This window comes from Compostibacter hankyongensis, assembly GCF_039541075.1.
In the GTDB taxonomy this organism is placed as follows: domain Bacteria; phylum Bacteroidota; class Bacteroidia; order Chitinophagales; family Chitinophagaceae; genus Compostibacter; species Compostibacter hankyongensis.
Genome location: NZ_BAABFN010000022.1, coordinates 400,037 through 414,815, shown reverse-complemented (window position 1 = coordinate 414,815; position 14,779 = coordinate 400,037). Strand labels below are relative to the sequence as shown.

Genomic DNA, 14,779 nt, shown 5'->3' with positions numbered 1-14,779 from the left:
AAAAGCATAGGTAATTCCCGTGAAAATCCTGAAATTTACCGCGCTTATTTGCAGACGTGCCACACCAGGAAGTTCCCTTGCCGGCCCTCGCAGAATATCTGCCTGAGGGCGCTTATGCCAAGATCGCCCCTTACCTTATCGATCATAAGGTACATCTCACTATTACCCGGCAACGGCAGTCCGTGCTGGGCGATTACCGCCACCCCGACCACTGGCAGGGGCACCGCATTACGGTCAACGGCAACCTTAACCCCTATAATTTTCTGCTGACGCTGGTCCATGAGATCGCCCACCTGGTGGCCTTTACCCGTTACGGGCACAGCGTGTCCCCCCACGGACGGGAGTGGAAGGCCATCTACCGGGAGCTGCTGTCGCCCTTCCTGGGCTGCGGCTGCCTGCCCTCCGATGTGGAAGCGGCGGTACGGTCCTACATAAAGAATCCCCGGGCAGCCTCCTGCTCCGACGATGAGCTGATCCGGGTGCTGCGGCGTTATGACCGGGACAACCACGGCCGCGTGCTGGTGGAGGAAATGCCGGAAGGGGCCCTGTTCCGTACTCCCGACGGCCGCATTTTCCGCCGGATGCAGCGCCTCCGCAAACGCTATCATTGCATAGAGGTGAAAACAAAAAAAGCCTATCTCTTCAGCCCTGTGTACGAAGTGATCCCCCTGGACCAGGCAACCTGACCGGGATTTACCGATCTTTTCACCGCCTCCACCGACCTTTTCTCCCACCTCCGAGGTATAAATCCGGTTTTGCGGTACCTTTATATTCACGAAGTTTAAAGTTTAAGGTCTGACTTCTAAGGTTTCATTCCAGGCAGATCGACTTTAGCCTTTAAACTTTAAGACCTTAGACTATCGAAACAAGAAGCTGTAAACCAGAAACCTTCCATGACAGATTTTAAGGAGGGCACAACCTCTTCTCCTCCCGAAATGGCCGGAAACGCTGCCTTGGTAGCTGCGCTGGATAAGATCCGGCAGCATGTCCGGGCTTTTTACCGTCTGAACGACCAGGGCCGTTTTGTCTATCATACGCTTGAGCATACCGAAAATGTCGTCTCCGCTGCAGTCCGTATCGCCCATCATTACCGGCTGAACGATGAGGATCTTTTCGTCGTCATGGCCGCCTGCTGGTTTCACGATACCGGCTATTATACGGGCGATGGGAGCGGCAAGGGTCACGAAGACCGGGGTGCGGAAATGGCCGCGCAGTTCCTGCGGGAGCTGCAGATTCCGGAACCACAGATAAAGCGGGTGCAGGACTGTATCCTGGCCACCCGTATCCCCCAGCAGCCTGCCACCCTGCCCGAGCAGATCGTATGCGATGCCGATCTCTTTCACCTGGGCACGGACGGGTTTGCCGCCTGTAACAAGCTCATGCGCCGGGAAGCCGAGACCCTGCAGCAGCACAAGATCAGCAAGGAAGACTGGCGGCTCGGCACCATCCGTTTCCTGAGCGATCATCATTATCATACAGATTACTGCCGGGAGCTCCTTGGTCCGCAGAAACGCCGGAATATCGAGCTGCTGGAGCAAAAGGCGGCGGAGGGAGCGGCAGAAAAGGCCGTGTTGTCCGGCGTCAGCGGCAACGGAGTGCCGGCCGACGCCGGGACCGCGTCGGGAAAAAAGGGGGAAAAGCGGCCCGACCGCGGTATCGAAACCGTTTTCCGCATCAGCTCAGGCAACCACCAGAAGCTGAGCGATATGGCAGACCGGAAAGCCCATATCATGATCTCTACCAACTCCATCATCATTTCGGTGCTGCTGAGCGTACTTTTCCGGAAGCTGGAGGAATATCCCCACTTCATGCTGCCGGCCACGCTGCTGCTGGTGGTATGCGTGCTGGCCATCGTATTCTCTATCCTGGCGGCAACCCCCAAAGTTTCGGGCGGCCGGTTCAGCCGGGAGGACCTCGATGCAAAAAGGGTAAACCTGCTTTTCTTCGGAAACTTTTACAGGATGAGCTTCGAGGAATATAGCGAAGGCATGAACAGGCTGATGAACGACCGGGACTTTCTGTACGGCAGTCTTATCCGCGATGTATACGCCCAGGGACGCGTGCTCTCCCGCAAATACAGGCTGCTGCGCATCGCCTATAATGTATTCATGTACGGCCTGATCGCCTCGGTGATCGCCTTTATCATTGCTGCCGTAGCCCATACCCATGGAATTATCTGAATATGGATACCCGTTATTTTCAGCGCGACGCCAGCTGGCTTTCCTTTAACGGCCGCGTGCTGCAGGAGGCACGGAACAAGGATCTTCCCCTGATGGAGCGGGTGAAATTTCTTTCCGTCTTTTCCTCCAACCTGGATGAATTTTACCGGGTGCGCATGCCGGTGCTGATGGCGCTGAAAGATATCGATGCATACCCGTTTGACCAGGATACCCTGGATAAGGTGAACGGGATGATTGCCGCCCAGCAGCAGCTGTTCGGCCGCATCCTCCGGGAGGAGCTGATCCCGGCCTTCCGTGAAAAGAACATCCATATCCTCTACGATGTTCCCCTCCCTGTCGCGGTGCACCGCCAGGCAAGATCGTATTTCTTTAGCCGTATCGCGGCTTTTATGACGGTCGCCGATCTGGTAAACGGCGCCCCGGTGTTTCCCCGGAACAACCAGCTGTACATGGTGGTGCGGACCGGACGGGAAAACGGGAGCGAAGGCCTGTTCCTGGTAACGGTGCCTTCCGGCGAGCTTCCGCGCTTCTTTGCCGCAAAGGATAAAGGGAATGTCTATGTGCTTTTCATCGAGGACATCATCCGGTTATGCCTCCCGGCGCTGTTGCCCGGGGAGCACATACAGGGCATCTACAACATCAAGGTCACACGGGATGCCGAGCTGGACCTGAGAGACGAATATGCGGGCGACCTTGCCGGGAAGATCGCCGCCCGGATCGCCGTGCGCGACCTGGGTCTGGCCACCCGCTTTCTTTACCAGCCGGGTATTCCCCTCCGTACGCTGCTGTGGGTGACCGAGACCCTGCAGCTGTCCGGCGCGGGTATGATAGAAGGGGGCGCCTATCATCATCTCAGGGACCTGAGCAGTCTGCCGCTGGATGATGCTGCCCTCTTTGAGCGGCCCTGGCCGCCGGCCGGTCCGCCTCAGGAGGAAGCGCCTTTTTTACTGCACCGCCTGCTGGGCGGGGACATGATGCTGCATTCCCCTTACCAGTCTTATGACACCATACTCCGCTTTTTCAACGAAGCGGCCCAGCTGCCGGAGGTGGAAGCGGTGTATGTCACACTCTACCGCATCGCCCGGGAATCCAGGATTGCGCAGGCGCTCATGACCGCCGCGCTGAACGGGAAAAGCGTAACGGTTTTTGTAGAGCTCAAAGCCCGGTTCGACGAAGCCAACAACCTGAAATGGGCCAAAAAGATGAAGGAGGCCGGCGTACGGATCATCTACAGCATCCCCGGTCTGAAAGTACATGCCAAGGTGGCCCTGCTGACCCTGCGGAGCGCCGGGCAGCAAAAGTTCATCGGCTTGCTGGGAACCGGCAACCTCAATGAAGATACCGCCGCGTTTTATACCGATCATATCCTGCTTACCGCCCGGCAGCCGATGCTGCAGGAGCTTTACGGGCTGTTTGGCTTCCTGACGCTCCGGGAGCGCCCGGAAGCCGCCACATCGCTCCGGTTTGAGCACCTGATCGTTGCACAGTTCAACCTGAAGGAGCGGTTTGATGCGCTGATCGACCGGGAGATCCGGCATGCCCGCAACGGGGGAGAGGGCCGCATCACGGTAAAGCTCAACAACCTGGAGGAAAGATCCCTCATCGACCGTCTCTATGCCGCCTCGGCGGCGGGAGTAAAGATCAGGCTGATCGTACGCAGCATCTGCTGCCTAATGCCCGGCGTCCCGGGTCTCAGCGACAACATTACCGTTACCCGCATCGTGGACCGCTACCTCGAGCACGGCCGTATCTTTTGCTTTCATAACAACGGTACGGAAGAGCTTTACCTCGGATCGGCCGACTGGATGAACCGCAATATCCATCACCGTATCGAAGTCTGCTTTCCCGTGCATGACGAAGCGATCAAAAGCGGGCTGAAGCAGATCCTAAAGCTGCAGCTGAGCGACAACGTGCAGGCCGTGTATATCGACGAAGGGTTGAACAACATACCGGTCGGCGCAGACGACGGCGCCCCCCGGATACGGGCCCAGGAGGCGATCAGCCGGCTTTTACATTCACCACAGGAAAAACTGCTGACCCATGTTTAAGATCACCGCTTCCCTGTTTTTATTTCTGAGCGCGGCTTTTGCACTGTGCCCGGCCTGCAGCGCTCCCGCGCAGTCCGCTGCCAATCCTCCCGGCTACGACCTTACTTCCCCCGTCCGTTATAAGATGCCGGATGAGCTGCTCGAGATTTCCGGTATCGACTTCAATAATGGAAACACAGATATCTTTTATGCCGAGCAGGACGAAGCGGGAAAGCTCTTTTACGGGAACCCGGCAACGAAGACCTGGCACAGCTATACCTTCGGTCCCAAAGGCGACTATGAGGATGTAGCCATCTGCAACGGCCGGGTAGTGCTGCTGCGGAGCGACGGCACGCTGTTCAGCTTCCCGCTGGATGTGGTGCAGGGGAAAAGCGGCGCCGCTGCCCGGGAAAGCGCGGGACTGTTGCCCAAAGGAGAGTACGAAGGATTGTCTGCGGCGGGGGAGGATAACCGGCTGGCCGTGCTTTGTAAACAGTGTAAGACAGACAAAGAAGGGATAACCGGCTACTTTTTCCGCCTGTCACCCGACGGGAGCCTGAGTGCGGACGGCAATTTTCATATCCCCGCGGCCGAGGTGGAAAAGCGGAGCGGCGGTAAAAAAAGCGCCCTTCGTCCCTCGGCCCTGGCGCTGCATCCGCTGACCGGGGAATGGTATATCCTGTCCTCGGTCAACAAACTGCTGATCGTGGCCGATCCGCAGTTCCGGGTCAAAGGCGTTTATCCCTTTAAGCGTTCCGGGTTCAACCAGCCGGAAGGCATGGCCTTTGACCGGGAGGGGAATCTCTACATTTCCAATGAAGGGAGCAAATCGGAGCCCGGAAATATTTTGATGTTTACCTACAGAAAACCCTCGTGATGTACCTGCGTTATGCGCTTGCGGCCCTCCTGTCGATCGCCCTGTCTTTGCCGGCCCTGGCACAGGACAGCATCAAATACAGGATGATTCTCATTGGCGATGCCGGCGAGATGGATCCCCAGCAGCATCATGTTATCGACGATGCGGCCGCCCATGTGCTTAGGAACAGGACCAGCGTATTTTTCCTGGGAGACAACGTGTATCCCCGCGGCATGGGCCTGCCCGGCAGCAAAACGGAAGAAGCCGGAAAAAAAATCCTGCAGTCCCAGTTCCGCCCCATGCGCGCTGCCGGGGCGCCGGTGTATTTTATCCCCGGCAACCACGACTGGGACAGGATGGGTCCGCAGGGTCTGGCCAAGATCAGGCAGCAATGGGCTTATCTCGCGTCGCAGCACGATTCGCTGCTGAAGCTCGTGCCGCCGGACGGCTGCCCGGGGCCGGTGGAGATATCGCTGACGGACAGTCTTACGGTGATTGCCTTTGACTCGGAATGGTGGCTGTTCCCTTTTGACAAAGCCAACCCCGAAGCGGACTGCGACTGCCGGACCAAGGACGATGTGATCTCCAGCCTCGAGAGTATGGCCTATGACGATCGCTATAAGGTGATCGTGCTGGCGGCGCATCACCCCTTTCAGAGCTACGGTCAGCACGGAGGAAAATTTTCCTGGAAGGATCATCTTTTTCCCCTGACGGCGCTTAATAAAAATCTGTACCTGCCCCTGCCGGGTGTGGGATCGCTCTATCCCTTCCTGCGCACCGTCTTTACCAACCCGGAAGACCTGAAGCATCCGCTGTACCGGGATATGATCCGCCGCATCGACGGCGCTTTTGCAGAAGCTCCTAACCTGGTCCATGCCGCCGGCCATGAGCACGGACTGCAGTTTATAAAGAACAAACAGCTGCAGGTGGTGAGCGGGGCGGGCGCCAAGCACGCCTATGCCCGGAAAGGGAAGCACTCTCTCTTTGCAAAAGCCAACCAGGGATATGTAACCGCAGACCTGCTGGAAGGCAACGCCCTGCGGTTTACCTACTACCTGGACGGAGATACGGGAGTGGCTCCTGTTTTCAGCTATACGGAGCCCTATGTGCCGGTGAAAAAGCAGGAGGATTCCGCCTATGCGGCCGTGGATACGGATAGTGTGATGGTCAGGATACATCCGGGCTACGACCGCGTGAGCGGCATGCACCGCTTTCTGTTCGGCGAAAATTACCGGAAGGAGTGGGCCGCCCCGGCGAAGCTGCCCGTGATCCGGATATCGCAGGTCGAAGGGGGGCTTGTGCCGGAAAAAAGAGGAGGAGGTCACCAGACCCGCTCCCTTCGCCTCGTGGATAAGCAGGACAGGGAATGGGTGCTGCGTAGCGTGGAAAAATACCCCGAAGCGATCCTGCCGGAGCAGTTGCGGGAAACCTTTGCCAAAGACTGGGTGGGCGATAACATGTCGGCCCAGCATCCTTTTTCCGCGCTGGTGGTGCCGGCGCTTGCGGATGCTGCAGGGATCCCGCATACCCGTCCCGTCATCGGCTGGGTGGCCCCCGACAAGGCGTTGGGCGTCTATGAAAAAACTTTCGCCCGTACCGTTTGTTTATTAGAGCAAAGAGAGCCGCTCGGCAACTCGGACAATACGCCCAAGATGTATGGAAAGCTCCGCGAGGATAACGACAATACGGTGGACAGCCTCCTGTTTTTCCGGGCTCGCCTGCTGGACCTGCTGATAGCGGACTGGGACCGGCATGACGATCAGTGGCGCTGGGTGGATACACTGGACGGAAAGGGGAAGCATTATATACCGGTTCCCCGGGACCGGGACCAGGTGTTTTATACCAATGAAGGTCTCATCCCTTCCGTCATTTCCCGGAAATGGATCGCCCCCAAACTTCAGGGCTTTAAAGGGCGGATAAGGGATGTGGGCACTTTTTATTTCAACGGCCATCAGCTGAACAGCTGGCTGCTGAACCAGCTTTCCTATCCCCGTTGGATGGAGGCGACCCGCGCTTTTGTGGCGACCATGACGGACTCGGTGCTGGAAGCCGCTTTGCGCAGCCTCCCGGATACCGATTACGCTATACGGCACGACGAGCTGCTGGCAAAGCTGAAGCAGCGGCGCGACGCGCTGCCGGAAGCCTCCGCCCGCTACTACCGCTTTCTGAACCGCATTGTTGACATACAGACCTCCGATAAAAATGAGCAGGTAACCTTTACCGATACCGCGGACGGACGGCTGTCGCTCGTGATCCGGAAGATATCAAAGAAGGGCCTGCCGGAGCAGATCACCTTTGCCAGGATTTTCGACCCCGGCGTCACCCGCGAGATCCGGCTTTTTGTCGCAGGGGGAGACGATAAGGTGACGATCCGCAATACCACCTCCATACGGCTGCGTATCGTGGGCGGGCAGGGCAGCAAGGCCTATGATGTTGAGGAGAGCCGGCACCGGATACACGTGTACGGACCGCCGGGCACGGCGGCGTTCGCAGGGGCGGAGGAGCGCCGGGTCAAAACAAAGCTTTCGGCCGACAGCGCCAACACGGCTATTGTGTCCACCAACCCTTACAATGTGGCGATGCCGCTGCTGACGGGCGGCTATAACCGTGACGACGGGCTGATGCTCGGCGCCGGCGTCCGTTTTACCCAAAGAGGGTTCCGCAAGACGCCTTATGCCGGTATGCAGCAGCTTACCCTGGCGCATGCCTTTGCCACCCGCGCCTATCGCGCCCGTTACAAGGGTGAATGGATTGAGGCGCTGGGTCATGCCGATATTACCGCAGCGGTCAACATCATGGCGCCGGATAATACGCAGAACTTTTTCGGAACGGGCAACAACAGCGTGTATGATAAATCCCACACCATCAGTTATTACCGGGCGCGGTTCGACCTGTACGAGCTGGAGACGGCGCTCCGGTTCAAAACGGCGTCGGGAGCTTATTTTTCCATCGGTCCGGCTTTTCAGTATTACCGGTACGACAGCTCGGAGAACAAAAACCGTTTTACCCGGACTTCCGGAGCCACCGGTACCTACGACAGCGCTGTGCTGGGCAAGGCAAAAGCTCATGCCGGCCTGCTGCTGAATTTTGTCAGCGACCGGCGGAACAACACGCTGATCCCGCAGTGGGGAACCTATGTGAATGTCGCCCTCTCGGGCTTTGCCGGCCTCAACCAGGCTGCCGGCGATTATGGCCGGCTGACGGCAGAAGCCGCCCTGTACAAAAGCATTAACCTGAAAGGTACGCTCGTGATCGGGGAGAGGATCGGCGGAGGAATTATGCTGGGGAAACCTGCATTTTATCAGTCGCTTTTCCTGGGCGGGCAGGACAACCTGCTTGGGTTTCGGAAATACCGCTTTGCCGGTACCGGCATGTTGTATAACAACCTTGAGCTGCGGATAAAGCTGGCCACCTTCAACGGCTACATCCTGCCGGGGCAGCTGGGTCTGCGGGGTTTTTACGATGTGGGCCGCGTGTGGCAGAAGGAGGAGGCTTCACAGCGCTGGCACCAGGGCGTGGGCGGGGGATTGTACTTTGCCCCCGCAGAGATGGCGCTGGTGAGCTTTGTAATGGGCTATTCCCCGGAAGGGTGGTATCCCTATATCCGGTTTGGCTTCCGGTTTTAATGCGGCAGGCGGAAAAGAAAGCCGCCGGTCCGTAAGCCTGTTGATTGAAAAAAAACATCGAAAAAACGATCCTGTCATGCAATTCGAATTGCTGCCTTTGGGGTTAGAAGCCCTTTATAAGGGCGAGATCAATACCGTATTCTCTTTTGCTCCTTTCCTGAAGGTGCTCGAGCAGCGCCTGTCTGAAGAGGAAGGAACGCGAAAGAAATTTTTCCGGCAGGCGCTGGATAAGTTCCTGGCTTATCCCGACATCCGCGAACCCATTCCCCTTGAGAAGATAGGAGAGTACCGGGAGCTGCTGGAGATGCTGTTCACCCTTTTGTATACGCCCATCGCAGATGAAAAGCAGACCCTCTGGGCCGTCAGCGTACCGGTGGTGCCCTGCATCGTCTGCGGGACAGACGGTCTGTACGGATTGGTGCGTCGCATATCTTCGGGGATGCCGAAGTCGGGGCCGCCGAAGTTCGGGCCCCCGAAATCGAAAAAGAAGCACCTGAACCTGTTTTATACCATCCTGCTGAAGCGGTTGTATAACGTGGACGTATCGCTGAATACCGAAATGGTGCATTCGCATATGGATCCGGAAACAGGGCTGAGAAGTTATTGCAAGGTAAACATCAACATTGACTTCGTGGAGATCACGGCCAGCGGCCCCCTGCCGGAGCTGCCGGTGGAAAGGCTGGCGCCGGGATTCTTCAGCGAGGAGAACCTGGCCGAGCTGCAGCGGCTGCTGCCGCTGAGCATGTTTTCGTTTACCGGCTTCTCGGTGATCAGCCTGTCGGATGTTACGGCTACGCATATACTCGAGGAGATCAAAAGCACTGTGCTCAACCCCAGCGGGCTGGCGGAGGAGATCTGCTACGGGGAAATCATCACTTCCCTGAAAGCGCTGGCGGGCAACCGGGATATCGAATTCGGGCTGCTGCCGTTTTTCCGGGTAAACGGGAAGCTGGTGATCGACGATAATGAACGCCAGCACAGCATCCTGTTAAAAGAGGGAATGGCCAACGGTATATCCAAGCAGGTTTACTTGGATATGGCGGATGAATATATTACCCGGCCGAGGGTGCTTTTTTTCGAGGACCTGGAAGCCCTTGACCGGAAGGACTATCCTTTTCTGAATGCCCTGCGGGCGGCGGGGGTGAGATCCTTTGCTTTTCTGCCCGTCTTTCATAATGCCACCCTGGCGGGGGCCATCGAGATCCACAGCCGGCAGCCGCATGTGCTGGACAAGGCGGTGCTGGCCAGGCTGGAGCCTGCTGTGCCGGTGATCTCACAGCTGCTGGATCGCGATATAGAAGTATTCAACGCCCGGCTCGAAAGGGTGATCAAGGAAAAGTTCACCTCGCTGCAGCAGCCGGTGGAATGGCGGTTCAGGGAGGCTGCGTGGAACTATATGCAGCAGGAGTCCGGCCCGGGAAAAAGTGCCCATCTCGAAAAGATCATCTTCAGGGATGTTTATCCCCTGTACGGGGCCATCGATATCCGTAACTCCACGGTGGAACGCAATCACGCCCTGCAGCAGGACATGCAGCACCATTTTGAGCTGCTGAAGGAAACCCTGATGCAGATCAGGGCCGCTCATCCCATCGGACTGATCGACGAGCTGCTGTTTCGCTGCAACAAGTGGCTGCAGCGGAACGAAGGTTACCTCTCGGCCGATGAGGAGATGCGGCTGAAGGATTTTCTCCAGTTTGAAGCCAACGACTTCCTGTTACAGCTCCGGAACACTACTACAGACGTTTCCGGGCTGATCGACCGGTACATGGCTGCCGTCGACGAGCTGGAAGGATCGGTTCACACGCATCGTCAGGAGCTGGAAAGGTCCATACAGCTGATCAATACGGCGCTGGACAATTATTTTGAGCAGGCGGGCAAAGAGCTGCAAAAGATATATCCGTATTATTTTGAAAAGATACGCACCGACGGCGTCGAATATGATATCTATATCGGTCAGTCCATCCTGCCGGTAAAGCCGTTTAACCCCATGTACCTGAAAAACCTCCGGCTCTGGCAGATCCGTTCCATGGCCGAGATCGCCCGCATCACCCACAGGCTGCAGGCGGAAATGCCCCGAACCCTGCTGACCACCCAGCTCATCTTTGTGCACACCAGCCCTATCGACATCAGCTTTCGCAACGACGAAAGAAGGCTGGATGTGGAAGGCGCCTATAACATCCGGTACCAGGTCGTCAAAAAGCGGATCGACAAGGTGCATATCCGCAATACCCGGGAACGGCTGACCCAGCCGGGCAAGATCGCGCTGGTATATTTCAACAAAAAGGATGCAGACGAGTACCTGCCTTATATCCATTACCTCCGCGAAGAAAAGATGCTGCAGGACGATCTCGAATATCTCGAGCTGGAAGACCTCCAGGGTGTCAGCGGTCTCCGCGCCATCCGGGTAAGCGTGGAGATGGAGGAGTGATTTGTGCAAATATTACATTTTATGTTAGATTTGTACATGATGGCAGGACGACTTGGATCCCATAGCGGATGGGACCGGCGAGGTGGGTAAAGCAACGATTGCCTTATCTCTCAGTGTAACTTATTATGATCGGATAATAGTGTTTCGTTTTATGACTAAGCGCTCCGGATTTTTGATTTTTCTCTCTGTCTGCAATTTCAGTTTTATTCATGCGTTTGGCCAGAAGGCGATAAAGGAGTATGTTCAGCAAAGCATTCATGTAATAGAAAACCTGGATACTTCATCTTCAGACTACAAAGATCTGGAGGCCATCGGTAAAGCCATCGGTACGGCCCGGGTGGTTATGCTTGGCGAACAGGATCATGGGGATGCACCCACTTACCTGGCTAAGACAAGGCTGATCAAATATCTGCATGAAAAAAAGGGATTCAACGTTCCCGGTGCCCGGCCCGGAAAAGGGAAGTTTTGAAAGTTGGATAGATCCCCGCTGCCGCTACGGATTTGTTGATTTTTTGCCCTTTAACAAAAGCCATTCCGATGATCATGGCCAGTTTCAGTTAAAAGGCTTTACACACATGTACTACCCACAGAAATTCGAATGGAATAGGGCTTTTGACGGTATCTTTTTTATCCGAGATATGTACCCGTGCAATAGCGGTGAGCAGCAATAGCGGGATGAATAAGTTAAAGTGAAAAGGCCGCTTTTGTGAAGCAGCCTTTTAAAAAGAATTATCTGATGTAGCCTGTCATAGGACATTAAGCTGAGTCGCAGCGATGCATCTAGATAGTACTCCAGATTTTCTGCCAGTTTTTAAACTGGGATGGTGTTACGAAATAACGCGCGAAGTTACCGTCGTGTAAACTGACCAGTTCATTTTCTACGGTTTGCACAAATTTTTCTTGGTCGCTTTCCGGCAGCTTGAGAGCCCTCTCCTGAATCATAGGGATCGCTTCCGCTTTTGAATTCGGTGCGGTAATGATCTCCGAGATGAGAGAACGGATCAGATCGCGATATTGCATCCGGAAAGGGTCGGGTTCCCCCAACGACTGGCGTTGGACGGCATATTGTTTGGCAGAGCGGTCGTAGGCCCAGAGAAACACGTCCTTTAGTAATTCAACCCGGTTCAATTCATATACTCCAAGCAATCCGTCTATGTAAAGTGTATCTGGCACCTCCACAAACGACAGTGGAGCAAGATTTTTTTTGTTCAAAGGAATATTGGCCGCTAAACGGGATACTCGCTTATTGACGTCATCAAAGGGTTGTAGATAAGGGAGCTGTACCATGATAAAAAAGGCTTGCTCAAACGGATCCAGGATTTGAGCTGCCTTACCGAGCATCAGTTCGAACATTTCTTCAATAAGCTGGGGTGTACCGGTAGGCGTATAGACAGAACCTGCTATTCCCACGCCGTGCGTTCTCAGGCTGCCGGAAGCAGCCGGATTAGGCAATAGGTTATTGGATAACAGTGCGTGCAGACTTAAGACCGTGTACCGGTTAAAGCCGATATCGGCTGTATTGACAATAAATTCAATAGCGTCTTTGTGATTAAGGATCATTTGGGCTTCCGACGCGGATTTGTCGTTGGCCGACACTCCTTGATCCAGGAGCCGTTGTGTGTCGAGTAGGGAATAGGTATTCCCTTCCAGCCTGCTGGAATTCCAGGCCAGATCGATTAATAACTGTTGTAAAATTTGTTTCGCATAAGTGCCTGCCGGGGCGTTCATCTGGGCGGTTACTCCCAGGCCAGCTAACCGCTCTTTTTCCTGTTTGGTCAGGTAACTGCTGCTGTTAGGCTGGTAGTTGTCAAGAAAGCTCCGGTTATAGCCTACTGGTTGGCGCTTTTGTTGGGGTTGCGAGACGTATTGCCGGATCTCCCGTGCTTGTCCGGACAGTGGCAGTAAATCGGAGTTCGTGTCCGGATTGCTGACGGATGCAACTTTCGCCAGCTCGTATCTGGTGGCACGTCCTTTTCCGGAGGATACCAGCTCGCCTGAGACTATTAATTCCTTTAAACGCCTTTGCAGGGTCCGTCGGTCAGGAGGGTTTGTTAATTTGGCTTCAATAGCACCAATAGAAAGTCCGCCTGTCTCGACGGAAAGGGTAAGGACGATTTCCCGTAAATCCTTCGCTGAATTTGCTGATTTAGCCATTGTCGAGATTTATTTATCGCGACAAAATTACGCTTATTTTTGTCGCAATTCCTTTTATCGCGACAATTTTTGTCGCGATTCGGTTAATCGCGACAATTTATTCGTCAATTGTACTTGCATAAGAAGAAAGTAGTGCTGGTCTTAACAGGGCAGGGATGTACTGATCGAGATGGTTTGGCATCAACGTTCCGTATGTGAGTTGTTCCAACAACTTAGCATGATGGGCTTTGGGGCCGCAATGGCTGAGGCGTAACCCCCCATATTCGATTGTTGACTATGAACCGATACATATCTTGTCATAAATAAAACAACAAAAAAAGACGCATAAAATGCGTCTTTTATATAAATGCCAGTTGAATGGTAGCGAGATCGGGATTTGAACCCGAGACCTCAGGGTTATGAATCCTGCGCTCTCACCAACTGAGCTACCTCGCCAAAAGGAGTGCAAATATATAACTTCCGTCCGAATTCAACCTTCTCTGGCCGCTAATTTTTCTCTTAGCCCGCCGGGCAGGGCGGCCGGGAAGATAGGAATGATAAATTATTTACCTTTACCTTATGAAACTCAGCCCTTCAGATCAATTGTCCCTTCAGCGTTTTTTTGCCGGGCGACCGGTAACAAGGGCTTATCTGTTTGGTTCCTATGCCAGGAATGAGGCAGATATGGACAGCGATTTGGACATTCTCGTCGAATTGGATCATAGCCAGCCCATAGGAATGAAATTTTTTACCTACCAGACCGAACTAGAAGATTTATTACACAAAAAAGTGGATCTTGTCAGCAGTCAGGGACTTTCCAGATATATAAAGCCGTTTGTTGACAGGGATAAGATATTGATTTATGAGAGGTCCGCTAAATGACGAGGTCCGGATCAGACATGTTTTGGACGCTATTGTAGAGGTGGAGCGTTATCTTACCGGCGTTTCTCTTGATGATTTCCTTTCCAATTCTGAAAAGCGCTTTGCCACTATCAAGCAGATAGAGATTATCGGAGAGGCCCGTTTTGCGGGACCAGTTTTCAGCCCTTCCCCACCTCTAATTTTTCTCTTAGCTCGCCGGGTAGAGCGGCCACCTTCCGGGTGGAATAGTCAAAACACAACATGCCCGTCTTGGCTGTGGCAATGAGGATCGTCCCGGTTTCCCGCCTGCAGCCGACCCGGTAAAGCAGGTCGAACCCGCGGCTGCTGAACTCCCCCGCTGCGATCTCCACCAGCAGCTCATCGCCCCGGAATCCTTCCCCCTTATAAGTTACAGCAAGATCCGACATGATCAGGCCGGTACCACAGGCATCCAGCTCGCTGCAGCCCAGCGACTGCAGGTACCTGATACGGGCCTCATGCAGCAGCGAGACAAGGGAATCGTTTCCCAGGTGCCCGCCGTAGTTGATATCCCGCACCTGTACCGGGATGTGGGTGCTGAAGGAAAAGGTTTCCGGAAGCTCGATCTTTATTCTGGACATTGATGTTTCTGGTTTGCGTCGTTCACAAATTTTTTTAGCGGTCTCCGT

General features: G+C 54.8%; 11 protein-coding genes and 1 tRNA gene. 9 read left to right on the top strand and 3 right to left on the bottom strand.

Annotated elements, in window-relative coordinates:
• The first annotated feature begins 56 nt into the window (after positions 1 to 56).
• The 7 genes from ABD851_RS17875 (at position 57) to ABD851_RS17845 (ending at position 11,586) form a co-directional block, all read left to right on the top strand.
• Entirely contained in the window at positions 57 to 686 is a 630-nt protein-coding gene (locus ABD851_RS17875) for a SprT-like domain-containing protein (RefSeq protein WP_344981892.1), read from the top strand.
• A 207-nt stretch (positions 687 to 893) separates the two neighbouring features.
• On the top strand, positions 894 to 2,180 hold the full coding sequence (locus ABD851_RS17870) for a Pycsar system effector family protein (protein WP_344981890.1): 1,287 nt from the start codon (positions 894 to 896) through the stop codon (positions 2,178 to 2,180).
• A 2-nt stretch (positions 2,181 to 2,182) separates the two neighbouring features.
• A complete protein-coding gene (gene ppk1, locus ABD851_RS17865; protein ID WP_344981888.1) occupies positions 2,183 to 4,228 on the top strand; it encodes a polyphosphate kinase 1 in 2,046 nt (681 codons plus the stop codon).
• Positions 4,221 to 5,084, top strand: a complete 864-nt coding sequence (locus tag ABD851_RS17860) for an SdiA-regulated domain-containing protein (RefSeq protein WP_344981887.1) — start codon at positions 4,221 to 4,223, stop codon at positions 5,082 to 5,084. The genes ppk1 and ABD851_RS17860 overlap by 8 nt, the downstream gene beginning before the upstream one ends.
• Positions 5,084 to 8,689, top strand: a complete 3,606-nt coding sequence (locus ABD851_RS17855) for a BamA/TamA family outer membrane protein (RefSeq protein ID WP_344981885.1) — start codon at positions 5,084 to 5,086, stop codon at positions 8,687 to 8,689. The genes ABD851_RS17860 and ABD851_RS17855 overlap by 1 nt, the downstream gene beginning before the upstream one ends.
• Before the next feature lie 76 nt (positions 8,690 to 8,765).
• Positions 8,766 to 11,117 carry a GAF domain-containing protein gene (locus ABD851_RS17850; RefSeq protein WP_344981883.1) on the top strand — a complete coding sequence of 784 codons (2,352 nt, stop codon included), beginning with the start codon at positions 8,766 to 8,768 and terminating at the stop codon, positions 11,115 to 11,117.
• Positions 11,118 to 11,169: 52 nt separating this feature from the next.
• The gene (locus ABD851_RS17845) at positions 11,170 to 11,586 is read left to right on the top strand and encodes a hypothetical protein (RefSeq protein WP_344981881.1); all 417 of its coding nucleotides are present in this window, start codon (positions 11,170 to 11,172) and stop codon (positions 11,584 to 11,586) included.
• A 311-nt stretch (positions 11,587 to 11,897) separates the two neighbouring features.
• On the opposite strand, the gene ABD851_RS17840 is transcribed toward ABD851_RS17845, so the two are convergent.
• Positions 11,898 to 13,271 carry a Fic family protein gene (locus tag ABD851_RS17840; RefSeq protein WP_344981879.1) on the bottom strand — a complete coding sequence of 458 codons (1,374 nt, stop codon included), beginning with the start codon at positions 13,269 to 13,271 and terminating at the stop codon, positions 11,898 to 11,900.
• A gap of 358 nt (positions 13,272 to 13,629) precedes the next feature.
• A tRNA-Met gene (locus ABD851_RS17835) sits at positions 13,630 to 13,706 on the bottom strand.
• Between the two features lie 123 nt (positions 13,707 to 13,829).
• Between ABD851_RS17835 and ABD851_RS17830 the strand changes: the two genes are divergently transcribed.
• A complete protein-coding gene (locus tag ABD851_RS17830; protein WP_344981877.1) occupies positions 13,830 to 14,132 on the top strand; it encodes a nucleotidyltransferase family protein in 303 nt (100 codons plus the stop codon).
• The gene (locus ABD851_RS18105) at positions 14,113 to 14,397 is read left to right on the top strand and encodes a HepT-like ribonuclease domain-containing protein (protein ID WP_425549967.1); all 285 of its coding nucleotides are present in this window, start codon (positions 14,113 to 14,115) and stop codon (positions 14,395 to 14,397) included. Before ABD851_RS17830 ends, ABD851_RS18105 begins: the two co-directional genes overlap by 20 nt.
• Here ABD851_RS18105 and ABD851_RS17825 read toward each other — a convergent pair.
• Positions 14,291 to 14,731: an acyl-CoA thioesterase gene (locus tag ABD851_RS17825; RefSeq protein ID WP_344981875.1), complete on the bottom strand. Its 441-nt coding sequence runs from the start codon at positions 14,729 to 14,731 to the stop codon at positions 14,291 to 14,293. The genes ABD851_RS18105 and ABD851_RS17825 overlap by 107 nt on opposite strands.
• Positions 14,732 to 14,779 lie beyond the last annotated feature (48 nt).

Bases quoted from the DNA above. Each gene is read 5' to 3' on its own strand.
- ppk1 (WP_344981888.1), top strand. From the start codon at position 2,183: ATGGATACCCGTTATTTTCAGCGCGACGCCAGCTGGCTTTCCTTTAAC.
- ABD851_RS17840 (WP_344981879.1), bottom strand. From the start codon at position 13,271: ATGGCTAAATCAGCAAATTCAGCGAAGGATTTACGGGAAATCGTCCTT.
- ABD851_RS17870 (WP_344981890.1), top strand. From the start codon at position 894: ATGACAGATTTTAAGGAGGGCACAACCTCTTCTCCTCCCGAAATGGCC.
- ABD851_RS17825 (WP_344981875.1), bottom strand. From the start codon at position 14,731: ATGTCCAGAATAAAGATCGAGCTTCCGGAAACCTTTTCCTTCAGCACC.
- ABD851_RS17850 (WP_344981883.1), top strand. From the start codon at position 8,766: ATGCAATTCGAATTGCTGCCTTTGGGGTTAGAAGCCCTTTATAAGGGC.
- ABD851_RS17855 (WP_344981885.1), top strand. From the start codon at position 5,084: ATGTACCTGCGTTATGCGCTTGCGGCCCTCCTGTCGATCGCCCTGTCT.
- ABD851_RS18105 (WP_425549967.1), top strand. From the start codon at position 14,113: ATGAGAGGTCCGCTAAATGACGAGGTCCGGATCAGACATGTTTTGGAC.
- ABD851_RS17830 (WP_344981877.1), top strand. From the start codon at position 13,830: ATGAAACTCAGCCCTTCAGATCAATTGTCCCTTCAGCGTTTTTTTGCC.
- ABD851_RS17860 (WP_344981887.1), top strand. From the start codon at position 4,221: ATGTTTAAGATCACCGCTTCCCTGTTTTTATTTCTGAGCGCGGCTTTT.